Below are 20,989 nucleotides of genomic sequence, written 5' to 3'. Positions count from 1 at the left end.
GGCTTCAGATGCTGAAGCTGTTGCGCAAGCCGTCAATGACATATTGCGCCGCCAGGGCCGATAGCAGCACGCCCAGCACGCGGGTAATCGCCGCCTCCACCTTGTCACCGAACAATCGCATAATCGGTCCTGCGGCCATCAGCGCGATCATGGTAATGGCCAGAACTGCGGCAAGCGCAGCCAGCACGACCAGATCCTGCTGCAACCCGCGCGCTTCGTTCATCAACAGCATGATGGCGGCAATCGCACCCGGTCCGGCCAGCATGGGTATCGCCATGGGAAAGACCGACACGTCTTCTACTTCGGGCGTCGCGGCAACCTTCTGAGCCCGATCCTCGCGCCGCTGCGTGCGCTTTTCAAAGACCATCTCGAAGGCGATCCAGAACAGCATCAGTCCGCCTGCAATACGAAAGCTGTCGAGTTCGATATGGAGAGCCCCGAGGAGATCTTCGCCGAAAAGCGCAAAGACCAGGAGAATCACCAAGGCGATGCCGCTGGCGCGGATGGCCATATTCCGGCGCTCGGCAGCGGTCGCGCCCTTGGTCAATCCGGCATAGATCGGGGCGCAGCCCGGAGGATCGATCACGACGAAGAGCGTGATGAAGGCGGAGAAGAACAATGCTGTCATGTCATTCGTCCCGCGGCGCGCTTACGCTTCCGGCCATGGCATCGATCATCGAACCGTCCTTGTACAACATCAGCTTCCAGTGCCGTGACAGATCGGGCGATACGACGAAGGTGAGAAACAGGCTGCTGTCGCCACTTACCTGATCGAAATAGGTGCCGCCTCCTGCCGGGCGTGACTGCTCGGCCTGATTGCGCAGTTCCGCCGCCATGCCCCTGTCGGGACAATCGGCAATATCAGTCCGCACGAATTCAGGCGCTTCCAGTGGCATTTGGAGCGTATCGCCCTGATCCAGTTTCCAGCGATATTCACCATCGGCACGGCGTTGCCAGACCGTCGTGAAATAGCCGTTGGTACCATCGGCGCGTTGCCACGCACCGCGTGTCACTGCCAGCGATCCATCGCAACTCGACCATACGTGGTGAGGCTGCCACTTCACCGCCTGTGCGGGGTTGTCACGCCCCTTCAGCCAGTCACGCGCAATAACGGGTTCCGGCACGAACATGACGGCTTCGTCATGTGCAAAATCGCGAAACGCGGTCCACTGCCCCTTGTCCTGCGCCGCTCTTGCAAAGGCGAGTTCGGCGGCGACAACTCTTGAGGGATTGGCGACCGGCTTCAGCAGCCGCGAATAGTAATCTCCGGAACCACCGGCGCAGCTGGCAACACCCAGAGCAAGTAGGACCGCGGCAATTCTCACAATGCGCCTTCCGGGAGGTCCAGTCCTTCATTGCGATGAGCGGCAACCAGCGTGTTGCGCAGCAGCACCGCAATGGTCATCGGCCCCACTCCTCCCGGCACGGGGGTAATTGCGGATGCGACATTCTGTGCCTCCGCATAATCGACATCGCCCACCAGCCGGCCCTTGTCTGATCCGGGCTCTGGCGGAAGTCGATTGATGCCGACATCGATGATTGTCGCTCCGTCCTTTAGCCAGTCGCCCTTGACCATCTCGGGTCTACCAACGGCGGCGACAACGATGTCCGCGCGGCGAACCACGCCGGGCAGATCCTTGGTCCGGCTATGGGCGATGGTCACAGTAGCATTCGCATCGAGCAGCAATTGCGCCATGGGCTTGCCGACGATGTTCGAGCGTCCAATCACCACTGCTTCAAGGCCGGACAGGTCGCCCAGCCGATCGGCAAGCAGCATCATGCAGCCCAGTGGTGTGCAGGGCACGAACCCGGTCTGGCCAACGGCCAGCCGGCCTGCATTGATGACATGAAACCCATCGACGTCCTTGTCCGGGCTGATAGCGGCAATGACTGCCTGTTCATCGAGATGGCCGGGCAAGGGCAACTGGACGAGTATCCCGTCGACCGCTGTATCGTTATTCAGCCGCTCCACCAGTGCGAGCAGGTCGGCGTCGGATGTGTCCGCGGGCAGACGATGTTCGAAGCTTTCCATGTTGGCCGCAACGGTCGCCTTGTGCTTGCTGCGCACATAGACCTGGCTTGCAGGGTCTTCCCCGACCAGCACCACGGCGAGCCCCGCCTTACGGCCCGCCTGCTGTTCGAACTTAGCAGCCTGGACGCCGACACGTTCGCGCAATTGCGCGGCAAAGGCTTTCCCGTCAATAACCTCTGCAGTCATCAGCCGTGGATCACATTTCCGAGAACGATCAGGACGACGTTCAGCAGGATGATCAGGACGAGCGGCGAGAAGTCGATCGCGCCGGTATTGGGAAGAATGTTCCGGATCGGCCGCAAGACCGGTTCGAGGAACCGGTTGATCGCCATGTAGAAGCTGGCGAGGAAATCGTTCGATCGGTTCACCACGTTGAAGGCGAACAAGAGCCCGATGATGAACTGGATTATGATCAGCATCACCAGGATGTTGGTGAGCATCGCGATGATCTGGTAAACGGTGCTGAGTGCCTGCATTTCGTCGAGCGTTCCCGTGGAATTGTGCCGTGTTGCGCGTCCTACAAGAGCAATACGGAGCGCGCCACCCCCGACAAGCGGGTTACCGACCTTTCGCGACCAGCGTACCGGCGCCGCGGGCGGTGAAGAATTCGAGCAGCATGGCGTGCGGCACGCGGCCATCCAGCACGACTGCCGCCTCGCAGCCGGACTCGACAGCCTGGACGCAGGTTTCCAGCTTCGGGATCATGCCGCCCGATATGGTCCCGTCGGCGCGCAGATCCGCGATGTCGGCGGGGGTAAGATCGGTGAGGAGATTGCCCTGCTTGTCGAGAACCCCGGAAACATCGGTCAGCAACAGCAGCCTTGCCGCGCCGAGGGCAGCAGCCAGTGCGCCTGCCATGGTATCGGCATTGATGTTGTAGGTATGCCCATCTTCGCCGACGCCGATCGGCGCGACGACCGGGATCATGCCCGCCCCGTTTGCGGTTTCGATGATCGTGGTATCGACCCGCGACGGTTCGCCGACGAAGCCGAGGTCGAGCACTTTTTCGATATTGCTGTCAGGGTCACGGTGTGTCCGTTGCAGCTTGGTGGCAGTGACGAGGCCGCCATCCTTGCCCGAAATGCCGATCGCCTTGCCGCCGGCGCGGGCGATGGAGCCCACGATCGCCTTGTTGATCGCGCCGGAGAGAACCATTTCGGCAACGTCAGCGGTCTGTTTGTCGGTGACGCGCAGGCCATCCACGAAGCGGGTTTCCACGCCCAGCTTTTCCAGCATGGCACCGATCTGTGGTCCGCCTCCGTGGACGACGACGGGATTGATACCCACTGCCTTGAGCAGCACCACGTCTTCGGCGAATTCGCGCGCGGCGCGTTCGTCGCCCATGGCATTGCCGCCATATTTCACGACGAAGCTGCGGCCCGCATAGCGCTGGAAATAGGGCAGCGCCTCGATCAGGGTTTCGGCCTTGGCGTGGATGTCGGGTGTCTGGGTCATCGCGTGGCGATTAGCGGCGCGAGGCGGCCGACGCAAAGGAATAGCGGCCCCTGAAAACGGGGGCGAAAGGGGAACGCGGGCTAAACCACAGATGAACCGGCTCGCCCTGCCAAGATTCCGCCACATTTCGGCGCAACCGCGGGAGCCGGGGTCCGCGGCAACCGTAATTGAGGTCCCTATCCTAATCCACGGGACCAGATTTATGACCAAGCTTACAGTTCTTGCAGCCGCCCTTCTCGCCACGACCGGCGCCACGGCCGCCAGCGCCCAGATCGTTTCGCCCGCCACCGGCGATGTCGATGCGACGACCAGCGCCACCGTCCAGACGACGCCGCCGGTCCAGACCACCGAAGAATCCATCGACAGCATGGACAGCACGGTCGATTCGACCACGGACACCATGGACCATACGATGGACCACACCATGGACACCACCACCGATACCGTCGACACGACCACCGACACGGTCGATGACACTCTCGACACCGAAGCCGATGTCGATGCGGACGCCAGCGTCGAAGCCGATACGCCGGTGACCGACACCGAAGCCGACGTTGCGGCCGATGCCGAGGTGGACGAACCGGAAGCCTAAGCTTCGCAACCCTTCAGGCCGCATCGGACAAACCCCTCCTAGTTCCGAGAGCCGGCCGCACGGGGGCGGTGGGATTATCCCGCCGCCCCTTTTGCATGCGCGCCATCCGCGGCTAGGGTCGCGGCCATGCAGATCCCCTTGCCCGCGATAGCCGCGCTCGCCCTTCCTTCCCTGCTCGCCGCCTGTGCGAGCGTGCCCGATGCGCCCGCCAGCCCGCAGGAGGCCTATTGGAATGCCCTGTCGAGCCATTGCGGCAAGGCCTATGCGGGCAGCCTCGCCACGCAGGATGCGCGCGATGCCGATTGGGCGGGCAAGCCCATGATCGCGCATTGGGCCGACTGCAGCGACGAGAGGATCGCCATCGCCTTCCACGTGGCGGACGAAGACGCCCACGGCGGATGGAACCGCAGCCGCACCTGGATCCTCACCGGCACGGGCTCGGGCGCCGACACGCGCTTCACCCTCAAGCACGATCACCGCCATGCCGATGGCGAGCCGGACGCGGTGACGTTCTATGGCGGCGCCACCGACGAGGCTGGCAGCGCGGGGGCGCAGGACTTCCCCGTGGACGCGGAAAGCATCGCGCTGTTCACCCGCGAGGGCCTGGACGTATCGCTGACCAATGTCTGGCGCGTCGAGGTAGACCCGGCGAGCGCGAGCGATGCGGTTTTCGCCTATCAGCTCACCCGCACCAACGACCCGACCCGCCTGTTCCGCGTGGAATTCGACGCCAGCGATCCGGTGAGGCCGCCCCCGCCTGCCTGGGGTTGGTAGAGAGCCGGGCAAGGCGGCGGCGAGCCGCGCGAGTGTGGCCTTTCGTGGACCGCCCATTCGGGTTTTAGAAAGTGTGACTTTCCTCACTTCCAGTCGATATGGGCACAGGCGCGGTCGAGCCGGGCGAGGTGCTGGAGATGGGCCGAATGGTCCGGTTTCCGGCGGATTCCGACGAATTTGCCTGCGTCCATGACCACCTGCAGGCGGCCCGACTGAAAACGCGTTCCCGCGTCGAGCCCTGTGGACTTGGCAGACGAGAGATCCACGGGCTCGTGCGGCTTGCCCAGCGCCGCATCCCACGCCGCGGCAAAGCCCGCCGCACCGGGCCGCTTGCGCAGGCGATAGGCGCTTTCGCGGCCCATGGAGATACGGCGGCAGGCGGCCCGGACGGAGCGGGTTTCGGCAAGGACGCCGATGAACTGCGCCTGGCGTTCATGCGTCCAGCCATCGCTGCGGGGGCTGAGCGGCACCGGATGAAAGGCGGGAATGCGCCGCCGCCGGGGCGGAAGGGCGCGGGGCTGCTTGGGAGGATATGTTTTCATCCCGGATGATGGAGCAGATTTCGCGCGTGTAGGAAAATGGATGTGTGGGGGTCTGCGGTTGTTGCGGCTGCGCGCCCACCCAAACGACAGCGGCCGCCCCGTGAGGAGCGGCCGCTGCATTGCGCCGGGTGGCGCGTATAAGGCGAGCCTTAGCGGTTCTGGTGCGACTTGTTGTCGGACTTGCCGCCGCCGCCCTGCTGCTTGGAACCGCTGTCGCGCTGTTCCTGCTGGGGGTTGCGGTCGTTGCTCGCCTTGTCGCCCTGCTGGGGCTGTGCGGGCTTCTTGTCCTTCTGGTCCATCTGCTTGGTCCTTGGGTTATATGCGGCGCGGAAAAGCCGTGCTGCACCGGAACAAGCGTATCGGTGCGATCGGGTTTCCGCGCTTGCGACAATAGGGGGCCGGATTGCGCCAAGTGGCGGTTCCGTAGGGGAAATACCCGTAAATATCCCTAGCGAGCCTGCGCGCTGGCCCCTCTGGCGAAGGGCGCTATGAAGGAGCGGATGGGCAGAATCCTTCGCTTCACTCCGAAATGGCGCAGGCCCGCGCGCGGACGCAGGGTCCGCCCGGCGCGGTTTGCGAAGCGGCGAACGAGCTGGCGCGCGGCGTGGGTTTCCATGCGTCCGGCAATCCTGCTGATCGTATTGGCGAGCATGGCCTATATTGTCGCCCTGCCCGGCGTGATGCCCGCGCCTGCCTTCCTGTCGAGCGAACCGCAGGTAATCGAGGGCCGCTTCACCCGCTGCGGCCGGGGCCGCGGCTATTACTGCGTGATCGACGGCGACACCTTCAAGCTGGGCAAGACGAGCGTGCGCGTGGTCGGCATCGACACGGCGGAACGCGATGCGCAGTGCCCGGCCGAAGCCGCACAGGCCGAGGCCTCCACACAGGCGCTGCAACGCTGGCTCAACCGCGGAACTTTTCGCATGACCGCCCGGCTGGACGAACCCACCGACCGTTATGGCCGCGCGCTAAGGACCATCTACCGCCTGCGCCCCGACGGCAGCGAGGACGCGCTGGCGGACTACATGCAGTCCGAAGGCGGCGCGCGGGGTTACTGGGGCGGGTTCAGGGGTGGGTGGTGTTGAGGCCTCCCGTGGCAGGACGGAACCAACAATCTCCCCTCCCGCTTGCTGGAGGGGTCGGGGGTGGGCAAGACAAGCACAAGGCCGCAATGGAACCCCGCAACACCAAACGCGCCCGCGAACTGAGAAACGCCGCCACGCCTGCCGAGCGCAGACTGTGGGAATTCCTCGCACGCTCCCAGCTCGTGGCACGGTTCAGCCGCCCGATGCCCGTCGGCCCATGCTTTTGCGGATTTCCTGTGCCGGGAATAGCGGCTGGTCGTAGAACTCGACGGCTTCAGCCACGATGTGCAACCCGGGCGCGACGGGCGGCGCGATGCCGATTTGCGAGCGAGGGGCTACACGGTCCTTCACTTCACCAACGACGATGTGATGGACGATGCCGAGGCAGTAGCCCGCGCAATTGAGGTAAAAATCGAACAACTGCGCATCCTCGCGCTTCAACCGCGTCAGCAACTCGCGGTCGCGCTTGAAGATTTCGGTCAGTTCATTGGGAGTATGCTGCGACATGTGGCTTGCATCCTTGTCCTGGAGTGATTTTCCAGGAGCAATGCTGCGAGCAGGCGCGACGTGTCGTTGCGCTGGAACAGCTTTTCTAGGGGGGCAACTCACAGAACTGAATGTAATGCCGGCCCTTGGTAGCCATCAGCTCCTAATCGACCAACATGCAGCAGAGGTCAGGCAAAAAAAGCAGAAATTCTTCCTGAAAGTGAGCCAGCAACAACCCCCACCAAAAGGCCAATTCCAACTATCCAAAAGATGTTTGATCTTAGCCGCTGGGCTCTTCCGTAGGCCTCAATCTCCGGACCCCAGTGGAAGGTGTAAAGCGGAAGAAAACGCGACGAAAAAAATCCCAACGTCAAGACAAGAAGAAGAAATAAGCCAACAATAAAATACAAGGGGAAGCTTTGCGTGACGCGAGCACCTTCTCTCGCCTCGACCAAGTAGTCGATCTTTTGCTCCAATGTCGCTGATGATAAACTTATCTTGGGCGAATTGGTAAAATACTCTGCCGCAGTGACCATAACTAGTAAAGAAATCATCATGAAAAGCGGAAAAAATAGCTTATGACTCAGAATTCTATTTGCGACCTCCAAACGGGACACAAGAACTTCGTTGCGGATGTACTGTCGCAAGTCGGCAGCCAGTAAGAGCGCCACGTCTCGATCCTCAGACTCAATTCGCAAGCTTGTTTCTTCGCCGCGCTCGAACGTATGTTTGAGTTGTGTCACCGATCCTTGTGACTCGATCTCAAGCGTGAGAATTTTCTCGGTCGGAGAATTTTCCTCTTTCTGGATCAGCTCTGAAATCCCTCCATACGAAATTTTCGCATTGTCGGCTCTAATTACAGTCAAGGTAAGCGCTAGGTCTTCCCCCACCCTACTCGAAATAAGGTCGATAATCTTCTTAATGGACTGTTCTGAAAGAAAAAAACCGCCGCTCAGTTTTTCGGTAACTTCGGCCCGCATTTAATTCACTCCGCCGCCTGCACTCCAGCATCTTCGCCGAACAGGCCCGGGCCGTCGTCGGCTTCGGCTTCCTGTTCGTTCGCGGCCTTGGCTTTCTTGCGCTTGTCGAAGCTGGACCACACCGTGTTCCAATCGCCCTTGGTCGCGCCCTTCGAATATTCCGTTGCGCGGGTTTCGAAGAAGTTGGCGTGTTCCACGCCGTTCAGCAGCGGGGCGAGCCAGGGCAGCGGGTGATCTTCGATCATGTAGATCGGCTGGAGGTTGAGCTGGCTGAGGCGCCAGTCCGCGATGTAGCGGATGTAGCGTTTGATTTCCTTCGCCGTCATGCCGGGCACGGGGCCGTCTTCGAAGGCGAGATCGATGAAGTTGTCTTCCAGACGCACCGTTTTCTGGCACATGTCCATGATGTCTTCCTTGACCGCTTTGGTCAGGCAGTCCCGCTCGCGCACGAATTCGTGGAACAGGCGGGTGATGCCTTCGCAGTGCAGGCTTTCATCGCGGACCGACCAGCTGACGATCTGGCCCATGCCCTTCATCTTGTTGAAGCGCGGGAAGTTCATCAGCATGGCGAAGCTGGCGAAGAGCTGCAGCCCTTCGGTAAAGCCACCGAACATGGCGAGCGTGCGGGCGATATCTTCGTCCGTGTCGACGCCGAATTCCTGAAGGTAGTCGTGCTTGTCCTTCATTTCCTCGTATTCGAGGAACATGCCATATTCGCTTTCAGGCATGCCGATGGTGTCGAGCAGGTGCGAATAGGCGGCGATGTGGACCGTTTCCATATTGGAAAACGCGGTCAGCATCATCTTGATTTCGGTGGGCTTGAACACGCGGCCGTATTTGTCGTGATAGCAATCCTGCACTTCGACATCGGCCTGCGTGAAGAAGCGGAAGATCTGCGTGAGCAGGTTGCGTTCGTGATCGGAAAGCTTCTGCGCCCAGTCGCGACAATCCTCGCCCAGGGGCACTTCTTCGGGCAGCCAGTGCACCTGCTGCTGGCGTTTCCAGAACTCGTAGGCCCAAGGGTACTCGAAGGGCTTGTAGGTCTTGCGGGCTTCGAGCAACGACATCTTGTGGGTCTCCGTATTCGCGTGAACGACTCATATAGTGAATCAGAGAGCGGATTCGAAGGCAAGCCTTGTCGATTCGGCGGGGATAAGCTGGCCATGAATTCTCTTGCAGGTGTGACGAATCGCAGGAACCTGCGGGCTTGAGGCCGGTTAGATAATCAGACGGTCCTGTCTCCGGAGCCACCGGTCGGCAGGACAATCACGGGGATAGCGACATCGTTCGGTTTTCCCCTTTTGCGGGCGATGTCCGCAGCCCCCGGCGCCCTGCCCTTCCTGCGAGGGGTGGGGCGCCAATTTTTTGGCGGTGTTTCAGGGCCTTGCGGACAGCGCGGTGCGGGCTCAGCCGTTCGGATCGGCCACTTCGACACCCAGCGGGGTCTGCTGGTGCTGGATGACCACCCATTCTTCATGACCGAGGCGCAGCAGCGTGCTGGTGCACAGCGCATCATAGGTGCGTTCGCCGCCCTTCGCCCTGGCGCGGTAGGCGATGACGATCAGCCCTTCCTGATGGCGTTCCACCCGGGTGTCGGCAAATTCGACCTCGTCCCAGCGCGGGGTGTTCTTCACCGCCTCCACCGCGGCGCGGCGATCGTAGAGGAAAGGCGCAGCCGGGAGCGACATCACCACATCCTCTGCCACCTGCGTTTCGTAAGCGTCGGCCCCGCCGGTCCACAACGTGCGTTCGAATTCCCATAGCCGGTCGTCGTTCATCGAAATGTCTCCTTGATGCTTCCCCTTCCCAATGCATCGCGGCGCCGATCGTTCAGAAACAGGCGGTCGGGAGGGGCGATCCAACAGGGCGTGCCTCACGCCGGACGGACCGTGGACCTTTTATGCGCTGCCACCCGTTGGTTTAGTGTAAGTCACACAAAATAAAAGGGTTTTCAATGTTTGAGAAGCTACGCATCAAGGAACACATGGAAGTCGCCGATTGCAAGGGTATCCATGTCGGGACGGTCGATGAAGTCGAAGGCGATGCCATCAAGCTGACCAAATCGGACAGCAGCGATGACATCCACCACTTCCTTTCGATGGACGATGTCGAAAAGATCGACGACAACCGCATCTACCTGAAGGAAAGCGCACGCATTCCGGCAGGTCTGGGGACGAAGGCCACAGAACGCGCCTGATCCAGCGACATAGCGATCCCGTCAGCGGATCGGATGAAGCCCCGCCCGGTTTTTGCCGAAGCGGGGCTTTCTTGTGGGACGGGTCCAAATTCGAGCCAAATCATTGCGCGCAGGCGGTATTCGGGTAAGTACGTAATCAACAATGAACCGGGCGCACGATTTCAACCTTGGCAAGGCAGCGCATGCCGCGCTTGCCGGCGACAACCCACCGTCTGCGTGGGACGATCGCCTGCGCGCTGCGTTGAAAGACGCCTTGGCCGACACGCATTACCGCGAAGGGCGGTTCCTGCTGGTGGTGATCATGGTGGTGGCCGTGCTGTCGCTGGCGACGGACCTGCTGGTGGCGCCGCAGAATCTGGGACAGGTGGCGGCCGTGCGGCTCGGGCTGGTCCTTCCATTGAGCGGGATCGCCCTGCTGCTGCCGCGGCGGCTGGTGGGGCTGCAGAAGGTGATGATCGCGCTGGCGCTGATCGCATTCGGGCTGAGCATGGCGTTCGCCAGCCTGTTCGTCCCCTCGCCCGGCGATGCGCTGCTGGCGCTGGGTGTGGTGACCCTGCTCGCGCTGGCGCTGCCGGTGCTGCCCTTCCGCGGGCCGGCGCTGGTCGCCTTCATCCTGCTTTACGTGCTGGCGGTGGGCGGCTTTCTCTACATGAGCCAGCACGATATCGTGAAGACGAGCGCCTTTGCCGCGATCACCATCGTCACCGCCGCAACCGCGACGATCATCGCGCACCGCGTCCACTGGCTCGAGCGGCGCAATCTGCTGCTGACGCTGGAAGCGGGCAGCCGCGCGGCGACGCTGGAAGGGAGCAACGCCCGGCTGACCGAACTGTCGATGGAAGACCCACTGACCGGCCTCGCCAATCGCCGCCGGGCGGAGCAGGCCTTTGCCGAACATTACTCCATGCCCGCCACGGCGGGACAGGCGGGCCCGGCGCTGTTCATGCTCGACCTCGATCATTTCAAGGCGTTCAACGACCGGTGGGGCCATCAGGCCGGGGATGCGTGCCTGCGGGCGGTGGCAGAAGTGCTGCGCCACGCCGCCAGCCGCCACGGCGGGCTCGCCGCGCGCTTCGGCGGGGAAGAATTCATCTTCCTGCTGCGCGCCGACGACGCGGGCCGGGCCCAGGCCATTGCAGAGGAACTGCGCGTCGCGATCGAACGGATCGAGATCGAAGACCATGGCGCAACGTCGACCGCCACTTGCACTTCCAGCATCGGGATCGCGCTGCATCAGGGGCCCGAGGCACCCAATCTGGCCCGCATGCTGTCCGCGGCGGATGCCGCCCTCTACCGCGCCAAGGCGGACGGGCGGAACCGCACGATGGTCGAAACATAGGCGTTCGCCGCAGGGTCAGACATCCGGCAGGCGCTGGTCGGCAAAGCCCCAGCCATGCAGTGATTTCGACTGGGCACGATCGAGCAGTTTTTTCGCATCGTCGATGGAATAGGGGTGGGCGTCCTTCATCCCCTTGAGCTCGTTCCAGGCGAGCGGGATGGCCACCGGCGCACCTGACCGGGCGCGGGCGGAATAGGGCAGGATCGCGGTCGATCCGCGCTGGTTGCGCAGCCAGTCGATGAAGATCTTCCCCTTGCGCTTCGCCTTGCTCATCGTGGCGATGAAGCGGTCGGGCTCTGCAAGGCTGAGCGCTTCTGCAAAGCGGCGCGCGAAATCCTTGTGCTGGTCCCAGTCGTGGCCGGTGGTCAGCGGAACCACGACATGCACCCCTTTCCCGCCCGACAGCATGGCGAAACTGGTCAGCCCCAGATCGGCCAGCCGGTCGCGAATGTCGCGCGCGGCCTGCTTGACCTCGTCGAAACCGAGACCCTCGTCCGGATCGAGGTCGAAAATCATCCGGTCTGGAGCCTCCACATCGTCCGACCGTGCGGCCCAGCCGTGGAATTCGATGGTCCCCATTTGCACGCACTGGAGCAGCCCCTGGGGATCGTCGATGTAAAGATAGTCTTCGTGGCCGCCGTCTTTTTCGCTGATGGCGACATGATGCACCCCCTCGCCGAAACTGCCGCTATCGTGTTTCTGGAAGAAGCATTTCTTGGCGCGGCCCTGCGGACATCGCACGAGGCTGATGGGCCGATTGGCAGCGAAGGGCAGCATGATCGATGCAACTGCCGCATAGTAATCGGCCAATTGCCCCTTGGTCTGGCCGCTATCCGGAAAGACGACCCGATCGCGGCTGGAAATTTCCACCTTCGCGGCAGGCGCGGGAGAGGCTTTCGCCTGTTCGGGTTCGACGCTGGCGGCATCCTTGTCGCTGCGCAGGCCAAGAAAGCTGCCGTGCCGGACATTCCCGTCCGCAGTGAATTCGGCAAAGGCGATCTCGGCGACCAGCTTGGGCGTAACCCAGGTAACCCCGCGCGCGCTCGCCTTGTCTGTTTCGACGGGGCTGGTCTTGCGTTCGATCCGTTTCAGTTTCGCGGCCAGATCATCGAGATCGTCTGCGGAAAAGCCCGTACCGACATTCCCCTTGTAGACGAGTTCACTACCCTCGTTCTGAGCGAGCAGCAGCGAGGCGAAGGGCCGGCCCTTGGCCGAAGACTTCTTCCACCCGACCACGACGAATTCCTGCCGCCGCGTGCATTTCACCTTGACCCAGGACTTGCTGCGACGCCCGGAATAGGAGCCGTCAACGGTCTTTGAGATGATGCCTTCCTGCCCGGCATTGCACATGGTCCGGTAGAGCTTTTCACCTGCCCCCAGCACATGCTGCGCGACATGGATCGGGGGTTCCGCGGTATCGAGCAGCGCTTCTAGTCGTTCCTTGCGCTCTATGTTGGGCAGGCCGGTCAGATCCTCGCCATCCAGAGAAAGCAGGTCAAAGGCATAGAGAGCGAGACTGTCCGCTGCGGTCTGCGCTCCCTCGCCGCGCTTCAGGACTTTCTGCAGGCTGGAAAAATCAGGATTGCCCTTGGCATCATGGGCGACGATTTCGCCGTCGATAAGGCAGGCTGGCAAATCGAGAGCGGCGATAGTGTCAACGAGGGGGCCGAACTTGTCGGTCCAGTCCTTTCCGTTGCGCGTGTAAACGCGAACAGTCTTGCCCTTTGCGGCAATCAACGCGCGATAGCCGTCGAACTTGATTTCGTGCATCCAGCCATTTCCGGCCGGGACATCGTCGACGAGCGTTGCAAGCTGTGGCTTGCGATATTTCGGTATCGGCGCCGACTTGCGCTTCTTCGGCTTGGCCTTTCGCGCATTATGCGCAGACGCCTTTTCCATCTGCGCCAGGAAGGCATCGTCCTTCTTGCCCGCCAGCGGATATTCGCCGTTCTTATCCGCCGCAATTTCCGCCATTGCACGCCCGGTCAGAACGCTGGTCAGTTCGCGCTGGACGAGCGCGTCACCATCTTCGGCGTGATCGTCTTGCAATTTGCGCAATAACCAGTTCTCGCGCTTCTCGCCGGGCTTTTTCTTCAGCCGGATCAACAGCCATTCGCCCTTCATACGCTCGCCGTCGACGGTGAAGTGAAGGTGCCCTTTATCGAGATCCCTGGCAGTTTTGCCCTCTACAGGCTGCCATTGCCCCCGGTCCCACAGCATGACGGTTCCGCCGCCATATTCGCCTTTGGGGATCACACCTTCAAACTCGGCGTAGGACAGGGGATGATCTTCGGTCCTGACGGCCAGCCGTTTGACATCGGGGTCTGGCGATGGCCCCTTGGTCACCGCCCAGCTTTTCAGGACGCCATCGACTTCGAGCCGAAGATCCCAGTGAAGCCGTGTCGCGTCGTGCTTTTGAACGATGAAGAGGTTGCCCCCTTTTCCGCCCTTCCGCTGGCCGGCCGGTTCGGGCGTCGCCTTGAAATCGCGCCTGGCATTATATTCCGCCAGCGGATCCGTGCGCGCGGCCATCGATCAGGCCGACTTCTTGCGGCGCGTCGTCTTCTTGGGCTGTTCCTTCCCGACAGACTTCTTGAGGGCCGCCATCAGGTCGATCACATTGGAGCCATCGGCGGCTTCGGGCTCGTCGACATCTTCGATGATGGCCTTTTTGCTTTTCGATTTCGCCTTCTTGTCGATCAGCTTGCGGAGCGCCTCCACGTAGTGATCTTCGAATTCGCCTGCATCGAAAGGCGCGCTTTTCTGTTCGATCAGCGTATTGGCGAGGTCGAGCAGTTCCTTCTTCGGCTTCGCATCGCCGATGTCATCGAAGAAGGACTGTCCCTGCCGGACTTCATTGGCATAGCGGAGCGTTTCGAGAAGCAGACCCTTGCCGCATGGCTTGATGGCGACCAGTTTTTCACTGCCGCGCACGGATAGCTGACCAAGCGCCACCTTCTTCGATTTTCGCAAGGCTTCGCGCAGGACGATGAAGGCTTCTTCGGCGAGTTCATCATTCGGGACGACATAATAAGGTTTCTCGAAATAGAGCGGGTCGATCTCGCACGCATCGACGAACTGGACGAGTTCCAGCGTGCGCTTGCTTTCTATCTTGACCGCTTCGATCTCTTCATCGTCCAAGAGGACGTAATTACCCTTGGAAACCTCATAACCCTTGATGATTTCATCGCGATCGACCGGGCCGATGCCGGGCACCACCTTCTCATAGGAAATACGTTTGCCGCTGGGCTCGTGGATCTGATTGAAGCTGATGCGCGCACCCGACTTGGTGGCGGAATAGATTTCGACCGGTATCGAAACCAGCGCCAGCCTGATCTGTCCCTGCCAATATGCGCGCGCTGCCATCGAAATCTCCTCGAACCCTGAAAGGAGCGCTTGAGCGCGCGAATAGGTTCCGAAGAAGAAACGGCCCCGCAAGTGCCGAACACTCGCAGGGCCGCAGATCTGGTCAGTCCATCACCTTACTGGCAGGCGAGGCATTCCTCGTAATCGGTCTGTTCGCCGCCGGCAGCCAGTTCGTACTTGGCGGCATCGGCCGTGTTGTCGGCTTCCACGCCGCCAGCAAAGCCGGCGCGCTGCACGCTCTTAGACCGCAGGTAATAGAGCGATTTGATGCCCTTTTCCCATGCCTGGAAGTGCAGCATCATCAGGTCCCACTTGTCGACATCGGCGGGGATGAACAGGTTCAACGATTGCGCCTGATCGATATAGGGTGCGCGATCGGCCGCGAATTCGAGCAGCCAGCGCTGATCGATTTCGAAGCTGGTCTTGAACGCGGCCTTTTCCTCCGCCGTCAGGAAATCGAGGTGCTGGACGCTGCCGCCACGTTCCAGGATCGAGTTCCAGATATTGGTCGAGTTCTTGCTCTTCTTGTCGAGAATCTTTTCCAGATAGGGATTCTTGACGATGAAAGAGCCGGACAACGTCTTGTGCGTGTAGATGTTGGCCGGGATCGGTTCGATGCAGGCGCTGGTGCCGCCGCAAATGATGGAAATCGACGCGGTCGGCGCAATCGCCATCTTGCAGCTGAAGCGTTCCATCGCACCGGTTTCGGCCGCATCCGGGCACGGTCCGCGTTCCTGGGCGAGCACCAGCGAGGCTTCTTCCGCCTTGGCGCTGATGTGTTTGAACATCTTGAGGTTCCAGACCTTCGCCATCGGGCTTTCGAAACCGATGCCCTTGCTCTGCAGGAAAGAGTGGAAGCCCATCACGCCCATGCCGACGCTGCGTTCGCGCATGGCGGAATATTTGGCGCGGGCCATCTCGTCCGGTGCGCGATCGATATAGTCCTGCAGGACGTTGTCGAGGAAGCGCATGACGTCTTCGATGAACTGCTTGTCACCGTTCCACTCGTCCCACTTTTCGAGGTTGAGCGAGGACAGGCAGCACACCGCAGTACGATCATTGCCGAGATGGTCGATGCCGGTCGGCAGGGTGATTTCGGCGCACAGGTTCGACGTCGAAACCTTGAGGCCCAGTTCGCGGTGATGCTTGGGCATCATCCGGTTCACCGTGTCGGAGAAGACGATATAGGGTTCGCCCGTGGCGAGACGGGTTTCGACCAGCTTCTGGAACAGGCTGCGGGCATCCACGGTCTTGCGGACCGATCCGTCGCGCGGAGATACGAGGTCGAATTCCTCGCCATTGCGCACCGCTTCCATGAAGGCATCGGTTACGAGCACACCGTGATGCAGGTTCAGCGCCTTGCGGTTGAAGTCTCCGCTGGGTTTGCGGATTTCGAGGAATTCCTCGATCTCGGGGTGAGTGACATCGATGTAGCAAGCGGCCGAACCGCGGCGCAGGCTGCCCTGGCTGATCGCGAGAGTCAGCGAATCCATCACCCGGACGAAGGGAATGATGCCGCTGGTCTTGCCATTGAGGCCGACAGGTTCGCCGATCCCGCGAACATTCCCCCAGTAAGTGCCGATGCCGCCGCCTTTCGAGGCGAGCCAGACGTTTTCGTTCCATGTGTTGACGATACCGTCGAGGCTGTCAGACACCGAATTGAGGTAGCAGCTGATCGGCAGGCCGCGCGTGGTGCCGCCGTTCGACAGCACGGGCGTTGCGGGCATGAACCACAGGTTCGAAATGTAGTTGTAGAGCCGCTGCGCATGATCGCCATCGTCGGCGAAATAGTCCGCGACACGCGCGAACAGATCCTGATACTTCTCACCCGGAAGCAGATAGCGGTCGGTCAGGGTTTCCTTGCCGAATTCGGTCAGCAGCGCATCGCGGCTTTCGTCGATCTGCACGTCGAAACGGCGATCGAGAACCTTCTTGCTGTCTTCCTTGGTCGCCTGCGCAGCAACGGCCGCAACCGCGCCGGCAAGAGCTTCGCCCGCGGCTTCCTGAACCAGCTGTTCGCTACCGTTGTCGGACTTGTCCATGGCGACCGCCTTCTTCTTGGTGGTGGGCTCGTCGACAGTGTCGTGCGTATCCAGATCCAGTGCCATCGCCGTGTCGTTCCCGCTCTTGAAATCCATCGTCTGCCCCGCCGTTTGAGTGTACCGCCCGCCCATGACCGGGCTGCGCATGTTCCGCTTGTGTTCGAGTCGGCGGGACTGTGTTCCCACCTAGCAATTTTGTGCGGTTCGAGGGTAAAAACTTATCCCGCTTTTCCCCACAGCCCCGGCGTGAAAGCGGCTTCTCCCTAATATGGGGATCAAACCGCCGATAGCTAGGTCTTGTGGGTACCCCCGGTATCCCGACTACTAGATACTGAATCAGACGGGACTCGTGTGCAAGACCGTAAATGAACTTTTAAGAAGGTCGGCGACGTGTTGGGGAAGTGCTTTATCCGGGTGCAACGCCGCGACGCGTGGATCAAGCTGGACTTGGCGAACACGCAAGCCCGAAAATGAATCCGGGAAAAAAATTTTGCGGGCAAAAATCATCGTGCCGGGTTGAGAATCATTCGAATCCCGGCGCGCAATTTTGCAACCCAACGCTGTGGCGCTCGCTGCGAGGTTCCTTAGGACCATTACCTGCGCTTGCTTGCGAGGAAGTGGGTCAGCCTGTCGCAGATTTGGCGTGGCCCGCGATGGCATCGGCCACCTCATCGACCAGTTCCAGAGGCAGGTCATGACCCCATCCGCGAATAGTCTTCAGCTTCGCGCCCGGAATGCAGACTGCGGTGTCCCTGCCGCCTTCGCACGGCACAAGCGGATCGTCTTCGCCATGCAGCACGAGGGTGGGCACGACGATATCCCTCAGCATAGGCCGCCGGTCCCCATCCGCCACGATAGCCGAGAGATGGCGCGTGGGCCCTTCAGGGTAGAAGCTGCGGCGAATGCTGGCGCGCGTGCGATCGCGCAGGCGGTCATCCGCCGTCGGGTAGCCGGGCGATCCGATGGTTCGCGCGAGCATCACCCCGTGATCGACGAGCACGTCTTCGTCCGTACTGTCGGGACGGGTCACCAGCGCTTTCATCGCCTCCGGCCTGGCGGGCGGCAGTTTGGGATTGCCGCTGGTCGAAAAAACGGATGTCAGCGAAAGGCACCTGTCCGCATGGCGATGCACAAGATGCTGCGCGATCATTCCGCCCATGCTCGCGCCCACGATATGCGCCTTGTCGATTCCGAGCGCGTCCAGCAGACCGGCGCCATCGTCAGCCATGTCGGCCAAGGTATAGGGAACCTTGGGCGTGAGGCCGATCTTGGACATCAAGGTCAGCTTGATCAGGCCAGGTGCCTTTACCCCATCGAATTTCTGGCTGAGGCCGATGTCGCGATTGTCATATCGGATTACGCGGAAGCCGTGACTGGCGAGTCTTTCGACCAGTTCGTCGGGCCACAGCGTGAGCTGCGCGCCGAACCCCATGATCAGCAGCATCGCTGGATCGGCCGGATCGCCGGTTTCCTCGTAGTGGATTTCGATCCCGTTCGCTGTCGCCTTCGGCACATGCCTCTCCCGTGGTTCACAGAATCGCAGGTTCAACCGAAAAGCAACGCGTTGTCCATGGGAAGTGTGCGACATAAGAATAATGAGCGCGTGCCATAAGCCGCATGATACGGCGCTTGGGTCACGGTAGAATGACACCTTTATTTCGCTTATGTCGCCTTCCTACAATACAAGGCGCGAACTGTCTGGCTCTGCTAATGCGGGATCTCAATCCGCGGGGGCACCGGGATGGAAAAGCGTAGGGGCAATCGCTCCAAGACCGACGACGACGTGATGGTTTCCATCAATGGCGTTGCTGCGCGCGGCAGAATGCTCAACCTCTCACGCGAAGGCTGCAAGATCACCGGAACCCGCGTCAATGCGGAGGTCGGCGAAGCCGTGACGGTCACCCTGCTCGAAGGCGTGGCGGTTGAAGGCGAAGTCATGTGGGCGGAAGGCGAAGAAATCGGGATCGGGTTTGCTCGCCCGATCGGCGAGGCCACGGTGAAATACTTCATGCTCGGCACGTTGCAGCATGCGCGGGACGAGTTACCCGTCGACCAATTCGGACGGGGGTTTCCTCCCATGCGCCCAGACCGGGGCCTTGCCGACTAGGGCATCGCCCTATGGGACCAGTACCGTGTCGCGCCCGATCGGGTTGGTTTCGGGATAATCGAGGATGAAGTGAAGCCCGCGGCTTTCATGCCGCTTCAACGCGCTGCTCACGATGAGGTCCGCGCATTCGAGCAGATTTCTCAGTTCGATGAGATCGGTCGTCACACGGAAATGTCCGTAATAATCTTCGACCTCGTCGCGCAGGAGGCGGATGCGGTGCGCCGCACGTTCGAGCCGCTTGGTGGTGCGTACGATACCGACGTAGTTCCACATGAACCGGCGAATCTCCGTCCAGTTCTGCTTGATCACCACTTCCTCGTCGGAATCGGTCACCCGGCTTTCATCCCAGGAGAGGATTTCCGGCGGATCGTCGAGCTTGTCCCAGCATTCGAGGATGTCCTTGGCCGCCGCCTCGCCGAACACGAAACATTCGAGCAGGGAATTCGACGCAAGGCGATTGGCGCCGTGCAGCCCGCTTTCCGTGCATTCGCCAGCCGCCCACAGACCCGGCAGATCGGTCTTGGCATCGAGCCCGATCTTAACGCCGCCGCAGGTATAATGCTGAGCCGGGACGACGGGGATCGGTCCCTTGGTCATGTCGATCCCCAGCCCGAGCAGCTTTTCGTGGATGGTGGGAAAATGCTCCATCACGAATTCGGCAGGCTCGTGGCTGATATCGAGATGGACGTAATCGAGGCCGTGACGTTTTATCTGATCGTCGTTGGCCCGCGCCACGATATCGCGCGGGGCAAGCTCCATCCGCTCAGGGTCATATTTCTTCATGTACCGCTCGCCCGTGATCGGGTTCAGCAAACGCCCGCCTTCACCGCGCACGGCTTCGGTAATCAGGAAATTCTTGACGTCGAGATTGTAGAGGCACGTCGGGTGGAACTGCATCATCTCCATGTTGGAAACGCGCGCGCCTGCCCGCCAAGCCATGGCGATACCATCGCCAGTCGCGCCCCGTGGAGCCGTACTGAACAGATAGACGCGCCCTGCGCCGCCTGCCGCCAGCACCGTTGCGCGGGCGACATGTGACACGACCTCGCCGGTTTCCTCGTCGAGCGCATAGGCACCCCACACCCGACCCGAACCGGAATAGTCGACCTGATTGCGTCCTGTAATCAGGTCCACGCAGCTTTGGCCGGGCAGCAGGGTAATGTTCGGATTTTCCTCCGCCGCCTTGAGCAATGCTGCCTGCACGGCCCAACCCGTCGCGTCGTTTACGTGGACGATGCGGCGATGCGAGTGCCCGCCTTCCCGAGTAAGATGAAGATCGCCCGCTTCGCGATTGAAAGGAACACCCAGTTCGCTCAACCGGTCGATCGAGGCGGGTGCCCGCTCGATCACAAATTCCACCGTTTCACGATTATTGAGGCCCGCCCCCGCGATCATCGTATCGCGAACGTGGTTTTCGAACGTATCGCCCGCATCGAGAACGGCGGCGATGCCTCCTTGCGCCCAAGCAGTCGAACCGCTGTCGAGCCGCCCCTTCGCCAGAACGAGCACCTTTTTCGTTTCGGCCAGGGCCAGTGCCGCGGTCAGGCCGGCAGCGCCTGAACCGATCACCAGGACGTCATGAGGAATCGCTGTCATCACAACGTCATGGCTGGCCAGAATGCGGGCGGCAAGAAAAACAGACTTCGGCGAAATACAGTGAAACTGCTCGATTCGCCGCGCATATTTCAAACTCGCAGCATACCAGCCACGATTCGGCGCAGCACGGTTAACGCAGCGTCACGGCCGCCTTAAGGCACGAATCGATAGGGGAATATCACAAGGGACGCAGAGGGTCGTAAATGGGACTGGGACGTATTGCCTGCGCTGTCGGAAAGCACAGCGTAGATCGCACGAATGTAAAGCGCGCAGCAGGCCAGCAGGTAGGGCGCTGCCGTAATTGCAAGGCACCGATGGAAGAGATCGAGCCGCATCACTGGGAACTTCAGCGGGTAAAGGATGCAGGCCTGGGGCCCCGCGCCTTCATGTAGCGGT

General features: G+C 61.1%; 23 protein-coding genes. 8 read left to right on the top strand and 15 right to left on the bottom strand.

All coding sequences use genetic code 11. The features are described 5' to 3' along the window. Positions 1-4 precede the first annotated feature (4 nt). The 5 genes from KYK83_RS03005 to argB all read right to left on the bottom strand — a co-directional run bounded on the left by KYK83_RS03005 (position 5) and on the right by argB (position 3,487). Positions 5-628 (bottom strand): MarC family protein, encoded by a 624-nt coding sequence (locus tag KYK83_RS03005; RefSeq protein WP_103024092.1) that lies wholly within the window; start codon positions 626-628, stop codon positions 5-7. A gap of 1 nt (position 629) precedes the next feature. Further along, positions 630-1,325 (bottom strand): Cif family virulence factor, encoded by a 696-nt coding sequence (locus KYK83_RS03000; protein WP_346729407.1) that lies wholly within the window; start codon positions 1,323-1,325, stop codon positions 630-632. Then, positions 1,322-2,218, bottom strand: coding sequence for a bifunctional methylenetetrahydrofolate dehydrogenase/methenyltetrahydrofolate cyclohydrolase FolD (gene folD / locus KYK83_RS02995; protein WP_222827126.1), 897 nt, complete (start codon positions 2,216-2,218; stop codon positions 1,322-1,324). The genes KYK83_RS03000 and folD overlap by 4 nt, the downstream gene beginning before the upstream one ends. Continuing rightward, complete coding sequence (locus tag KYK83_RS02990; protein WP_103024090.1) at positions 2,218-2,508, bottom strand: YggT family protein; 291 nt, start codon at positions 2,506-2,508, stop codon at positions 2,218-2,220. The genes folD and KYK83_RS02990 overlap by 1 nt, the downstream gene beginning before the upstream one ends. An 82-nt stretch (positions 2,509-2,590) precedes the next feature. Continuing rightward, a complete protein-coding gene (gene argB, locus KYK83_RS02985; protein ID WP_103024089.1) occupies positions 2,591-3,487 on the bottom strand; it encodes an acetylglutamate kinase in 897 nt (298 codons plus the stop codon). A gap of 202 nt (positions 3,488-3,689) precedes the next feature. On the opposite strand from argB, the gene KYK83_RS02980 reads away from it, so the two are divergent. Together KYK83_RS02980 and KYK83_RS02975 are read left to right on the top strand one after the other, a co-directional pair. After that, positions 3,690-4,079 (top strand): hypothetical protein, encoded by a 390-nt coding sequence (locus KYK83_RS02980; protein WP_222827125.1) that lies wholly within the window; start codon positions 3,690-3,692, stop codon positions 4,077-4,079. A gap of 126 nt (positions 4,080-4,205) precedes the next feature. Next, positions 4,206-4,853: a hypothetical protein gene (locus KYK83_RS02975; protein ID WP_222827124.1), complete on the top strand. Its 648-nt coding sequence runs from the start codon at positions 4,206-4,208 to the stop codon at positions 4,851-4,853. A gap of 83 nt (positions 4,854-4,936) precedes the next feature. Here KYK83_RS02975 and KYK83_RS02970 read toward each other — a convergent pair whose 3' ends face one another. Continuing rightward, positions 4,937-5,395, bottom strand: a complete 459-nt coding sequence (locus KYK83_RS02970) for a hypothetical protein (protein WP_222827123.1) — start codon at positions 5,393-5,395, stop codon at positions 4,937-4,939. A 149-nt stretch (positions 5,396-5,544) separates the two neighbouring features. Then, on the bottom strand, positions 5,545-5,694 hold the full coding sequence (locus KYK83_RS02965; RefSeq protein ID WP_222827122.1) for a hypothetical protein: 150 nt from the start codon (positions 5,692-5,694) through the stop codon (positions 5,545-5,547). A 201-nt stretch (positions 5,695-5,895) separates the two neighbouring features. Between KYK83_RS02965 and KYK83_RS02960 the strand changes: the two genes are divergently transcribed. Together KYK83_RS02960 and KYK83_RS17195 are read left to right on the top strand one after the other, a co-directional pair. Then, positions 5,896-6,480 (top strand): thermonuclease family protein, encoded by a 585-nt coding sequence (locus KYK83_RS02960; RefSeq protein WP_222827121.1) that lies wholly within the window; start codon positions 5,896-5,898, stop codon positions 6,478-6,480. A gap of 285 nt (positions 6,481-6,765) precedes the next feature. Further along, positions 6,766-7,014 (top strand): DUF559 domain-containing protein, encoded by a 249-nt coding sequence (locus KYK83_RS17195; RefSeq protein WP_346729406.1) that lies wholly within the window; start codon positions 6,766-6,768, stop codon positions 7,012-7,014. Positions 7,015-7,154: 140 nt separating this feature from the next. On the opposite strand, the gene KYK83_RS02950 is transcribed toward KYK83_RS17195, so the two are convergent. From KYK83_RS02950 to KYK83_RS02940, 3 genes are all read right to left on the bottom strand, one after another. Further along, positions 7,155-7,946 (bottom strand): hypothetical protein, encoded by a 792-nt coding sequence (locus KYK83_RS02950; RefSeq protein ID WP_222827120.1) that lies wholly within the window; start codon positions 7,944-7,946, stop codon positions 7,155-7,157. Positions 7,947-7,951: 5 nt separating this feature from the next. Next, entirely contained in the window at positions 7,952-9,013 is a 1,062-nt protein-coding gene (locus tag KYK83_RS02945) for a ribonucleotide-diphosphate reductase subunit beta (RefSeq protein WP_103024081.1), read from the bottom strand. A 339-nt stretch (positions 9,014-9,352) separates the two neighbouring features. Next, a complete protein-coding gene (locus KYK83_RS02940; RefSeq protein ID WP_222827119.1) occupies positions 9,353-9,724 on the bottom strand; it encodes a DUF4440 domain-containing protein in 372 nt (123 codons plus the stop codon). Positions 9,725-9,900: 176 nt separating this feature from the next. Here KYK83_RS02940 and KYK83_RS02935 point away from each other — a divergent pair, with 176 nt between their 5' ends. Together KYK83_RS02935 and KYK83_RS02930 are read left to right on the top strand one after the other, a co-directional pair. Continuing rightward, positions 9,901-10,143, top strand: a complete 243-nt coding sequence (locus KYK83_RS02935) for a DUF2171 domain-containing protein (RefSeq protein WP_103024079.1) — start codon at positions 9,901-9,903, stop codon at positions 10,141-10,143. 142 nt (positions 10,144-10,285) lie between these two features. Further along, a complete protein-coding gene (locus KYK83_RS02930) occupies positions 10,286-11,482 on the top strand; it encodes a GGDEF domain-containing protein (protein ID WP_221596407.1) in 1,197 nt (398 codons plus the stop codon). A gap of 15 nt (positions 11,483-11,497) precedes the next feature. Here the strand turns inward: KYK83_RS02930 and ligD are convergent, their stop codons facing one another. From ligD to KYK83_RS02910, 4 genes are all read right to left on the bottom strand, one after another. Continuing rightward, positions 11,498-14,014: a DNA ligase D gene (gene ligD, locus KYK83_RS02925; protein ID WP_222827118.1), complete on the bottom strand. Its 2,517-nt coding sequence runs from the start codon at positions 14,012-14,014 to the stop codon at positions 11,498-11,500. A 3-nt stretch (positions 14,015-14,017) separates the two neighbouring features. Continuing rightward, complete coding sequence (gene ku / locus KYK83_RS02920; RefSeq protein WP_196847041.1) at positions 14,018-14,848, bottom strand: non-homologous end joining protein Ku; 831 nt, start codon at positions 14,846-14,848, stop codon at positions 14,018-14,020. Between the two features lie 116 nt (positions 14,849-14,964). Beyond that, positions 14,965-16,986, bottom strand: coding sequence for a ribonucleoside-diphosphate reductase subunit alpha (locus KYK83_RS02915; RefSeq protein ID WP_103024073.1), 2,022 nt, complete (start codon positions 16,984-16,986; stop codon positions 14,965-14,967). Positions 16,987-17,512: 526 nt separating this feature from the next. Further along, the gene (locus tag KYK83_RS02910) at positions 17,513-18,403 is read right to left on the bottom strand and encodes an alpha/beta fold hydrolase (RefSeq protein WP_346729405.1); all 891 of its coding nucleotides are present in this window, start codon (positions 18,401-18,403) and stop codon (positions 17,513-17,515) included. Positions 18,404-18,631: 228 nt separating this feature from the next. Between KYK83_RS02910 and KYK83_RS02905 the strand changes: the two genes are divergently transcribed. Then, positions 18,632-18,997 carry a PilZ domain-containing protein gene (locus tag KYK83_RS02905; protein ID WP_222827116.1) on the top strand — a complete coding sequence of 122 codons (366 nt, stop codon included), beginning with the start codon at positions 18,632-18,634 and terminating at the stop codon, positions 18,995-18,997. Positions 18,998-19,006: 9 nt separating this feature from the next. Here KYK83_RS02905 and nadB read toward each other — a convergent pair whose 3' ends face one another. Further along, complete coding sequence (nadB, locus tag KYK83_RS02900; protein ID WP_222827115.1) at positions 19,007-20,593, bottom strand: L-aspartate oxidase; 1,587 nt, start codon at positions 20,591-20,593, stop codon at positions 19,007-19,009. A 203-nt stretch (positions 20,594-20,796) separates the two neighbouring features. On the opposite strand from nadB, the gene KYK83_RS02895 reads away from it, so the two are divergent. Next, positions 20,797-20,985, top strand: coding sequence for a hypothetical protein (locus KYK83_RS02895; protein ID WP_103024071.1), 189 nt, complete (start codon positions 20,797-20,799; stop codon positions 20,983-20,985). Positions 20,986-20,989 lie beyond the last annotated feature (4 nt).

Origin of the sequence: Qipengyuania pacifica, from assembly GCF_019857205.1 — a bacterium.
Taxonomy (GTDB): domain Bacteria; phylum Pseudomonadota; class Alphaproteobacteria; order Sphingomonadales; family Sphingomonadaceae; genus Qipengyuania; species Qipengyuania pacifica.
Note: the sequence above shows the minus strand (reverse complement) of the source record. Positions and strands in the feature narration are given on the sequence as shown.

Coding starts and splice junctions, on each gene's coding strand:
- KYK83_RS03005 (WP_103024092.1), bottom strand. CDS start 628: ATGACAGCATTGTTCTTCTCCGCCTTCATCACGCTCTTCGTCGTGATC.
- folD (WP_222827126.1), bottom strand. CDS start 2,218: ATGACTGCAGAGGTTATTGACGGGAAAGCCTTTGCCGCGCAATTGCGC.
- KYK83_RS02990 (WP_103024090.1), bottom strand. CDS start 2,508: ATGCAGGCACTCAGCACCGTTTACCAGATCATCGCGATGCTCACCAAC.
- argB (WP_103024089.1), bottom strand. CDS start 3,487: ATGACCCAGACACCCGACATCCACGCCAAGGCCGAAACCCTGATCGAG.
- KYK83_RS02980 (WP_222827125.1), top strand. CDS start 3,690: ATGACCAAGCTTACAGTTCTTGCAGCCGCCCTTCTCGCCACGACCGGC.
- KYK83_RS02975 (WP_222827124.1), top strand. CDS start 4,206: ATGCAGATCCCCTTGCCCGCGATAGCCGCGCTCGCCCTTCCTTCCCTG.
- KYK83_RS02970 (WP_222827123.1), bottom strand. CDS start 5,395: ATGAAAACATATCCTCCCAAGCAGCCCCGCGCCCTTCCGCCCCGGCGG.
- KYK83_RS02965 (WP_222827122.1), bottom strand. CDS start 5,694: ATGGACCAGAAGGACAAGAAGCCCGCACAGCCCCAGCAGGGCGACAAG.
- KYK83_RS02960 (WP_222827121.1), top strand. CDS start 5,896: ATGGGCAGAATCCTTCGCTTCACTCCGAAATGGCGCAGGCCCGCGCGC.
- KYK83_RS02950 (WP_222827120.1), bottom strand. CDS start 7,946: ATGCGGGCCGAAGTTACCGAAAAACTGAGCGGCGGTTTTTTTCTTTCA.
- KYK83_RS02945 (WP_103024081.1), bottom strand. CDS start 9,013: ATGTCGTTGCTCGAAGCCCGCAAGACCTACAAGCCCTTCGAGTACCCT.
- KYK83_RS02940 (WP_222827119.1), bottom strand. CDS start 9,724: ATGAACGACGACCGGCTATGGGAATTCGAACGCACGTTGTGGACCGGC.
- KYK83_RS02935 (WP_103024079.1), top strand. CDS start 9,901: ATGTTTGAGAAGCTACGCATCAAGGAACACATGGAAGTCGCCGATTGC.
- KYK83_RS02930 (WP_221596407.1), top strand. CDS start 10,286: ATGAACCGGGCGCACGATTTCAACCTTGGCAAGGCAGCGCATGCCGCG.
- ligD (WP_222827118.1), bottom strand. CDS start 14,014: ATGGCCGCGCGCACGGATCCGCTGGCGGAATATAATGCCAGGCGCGAT.
- ku (WP_196847041.1), bottom strand. CDS start 14,848: ATGGCAGCGCGCGCATATTGGCAGGGACAGATCAGGCTGGCGCTGGTT.
- KYK83_RS02915 (WP_103024073.1), bottom strand. CDS start 16,986: ATGGATTTCAAGAGCGGGAACGACACGGCGATGGCACTGGATCTGGAT.
- KYK83_RS02905 (WP_222827116.1), top strand. CDS start 18,632: ATGGAAAAGCGTAGGGGCAATCGCTCCAAGACCGACGACGACGTGATG.
- nadB (WP_222827115.1), bottom strand. CDS start 20,593: ATGACAGCGATTCCTCATGACGTCCTGGTGATCGGTTCAGGCGCTGCC.
- KYK83_RS02895 (WP_103024071.1), top strand. CDS start 20,797: ATGGGACTGGGACGTATTGCCTGCGCTGTCGGAAAGCACAGCGTAGAT.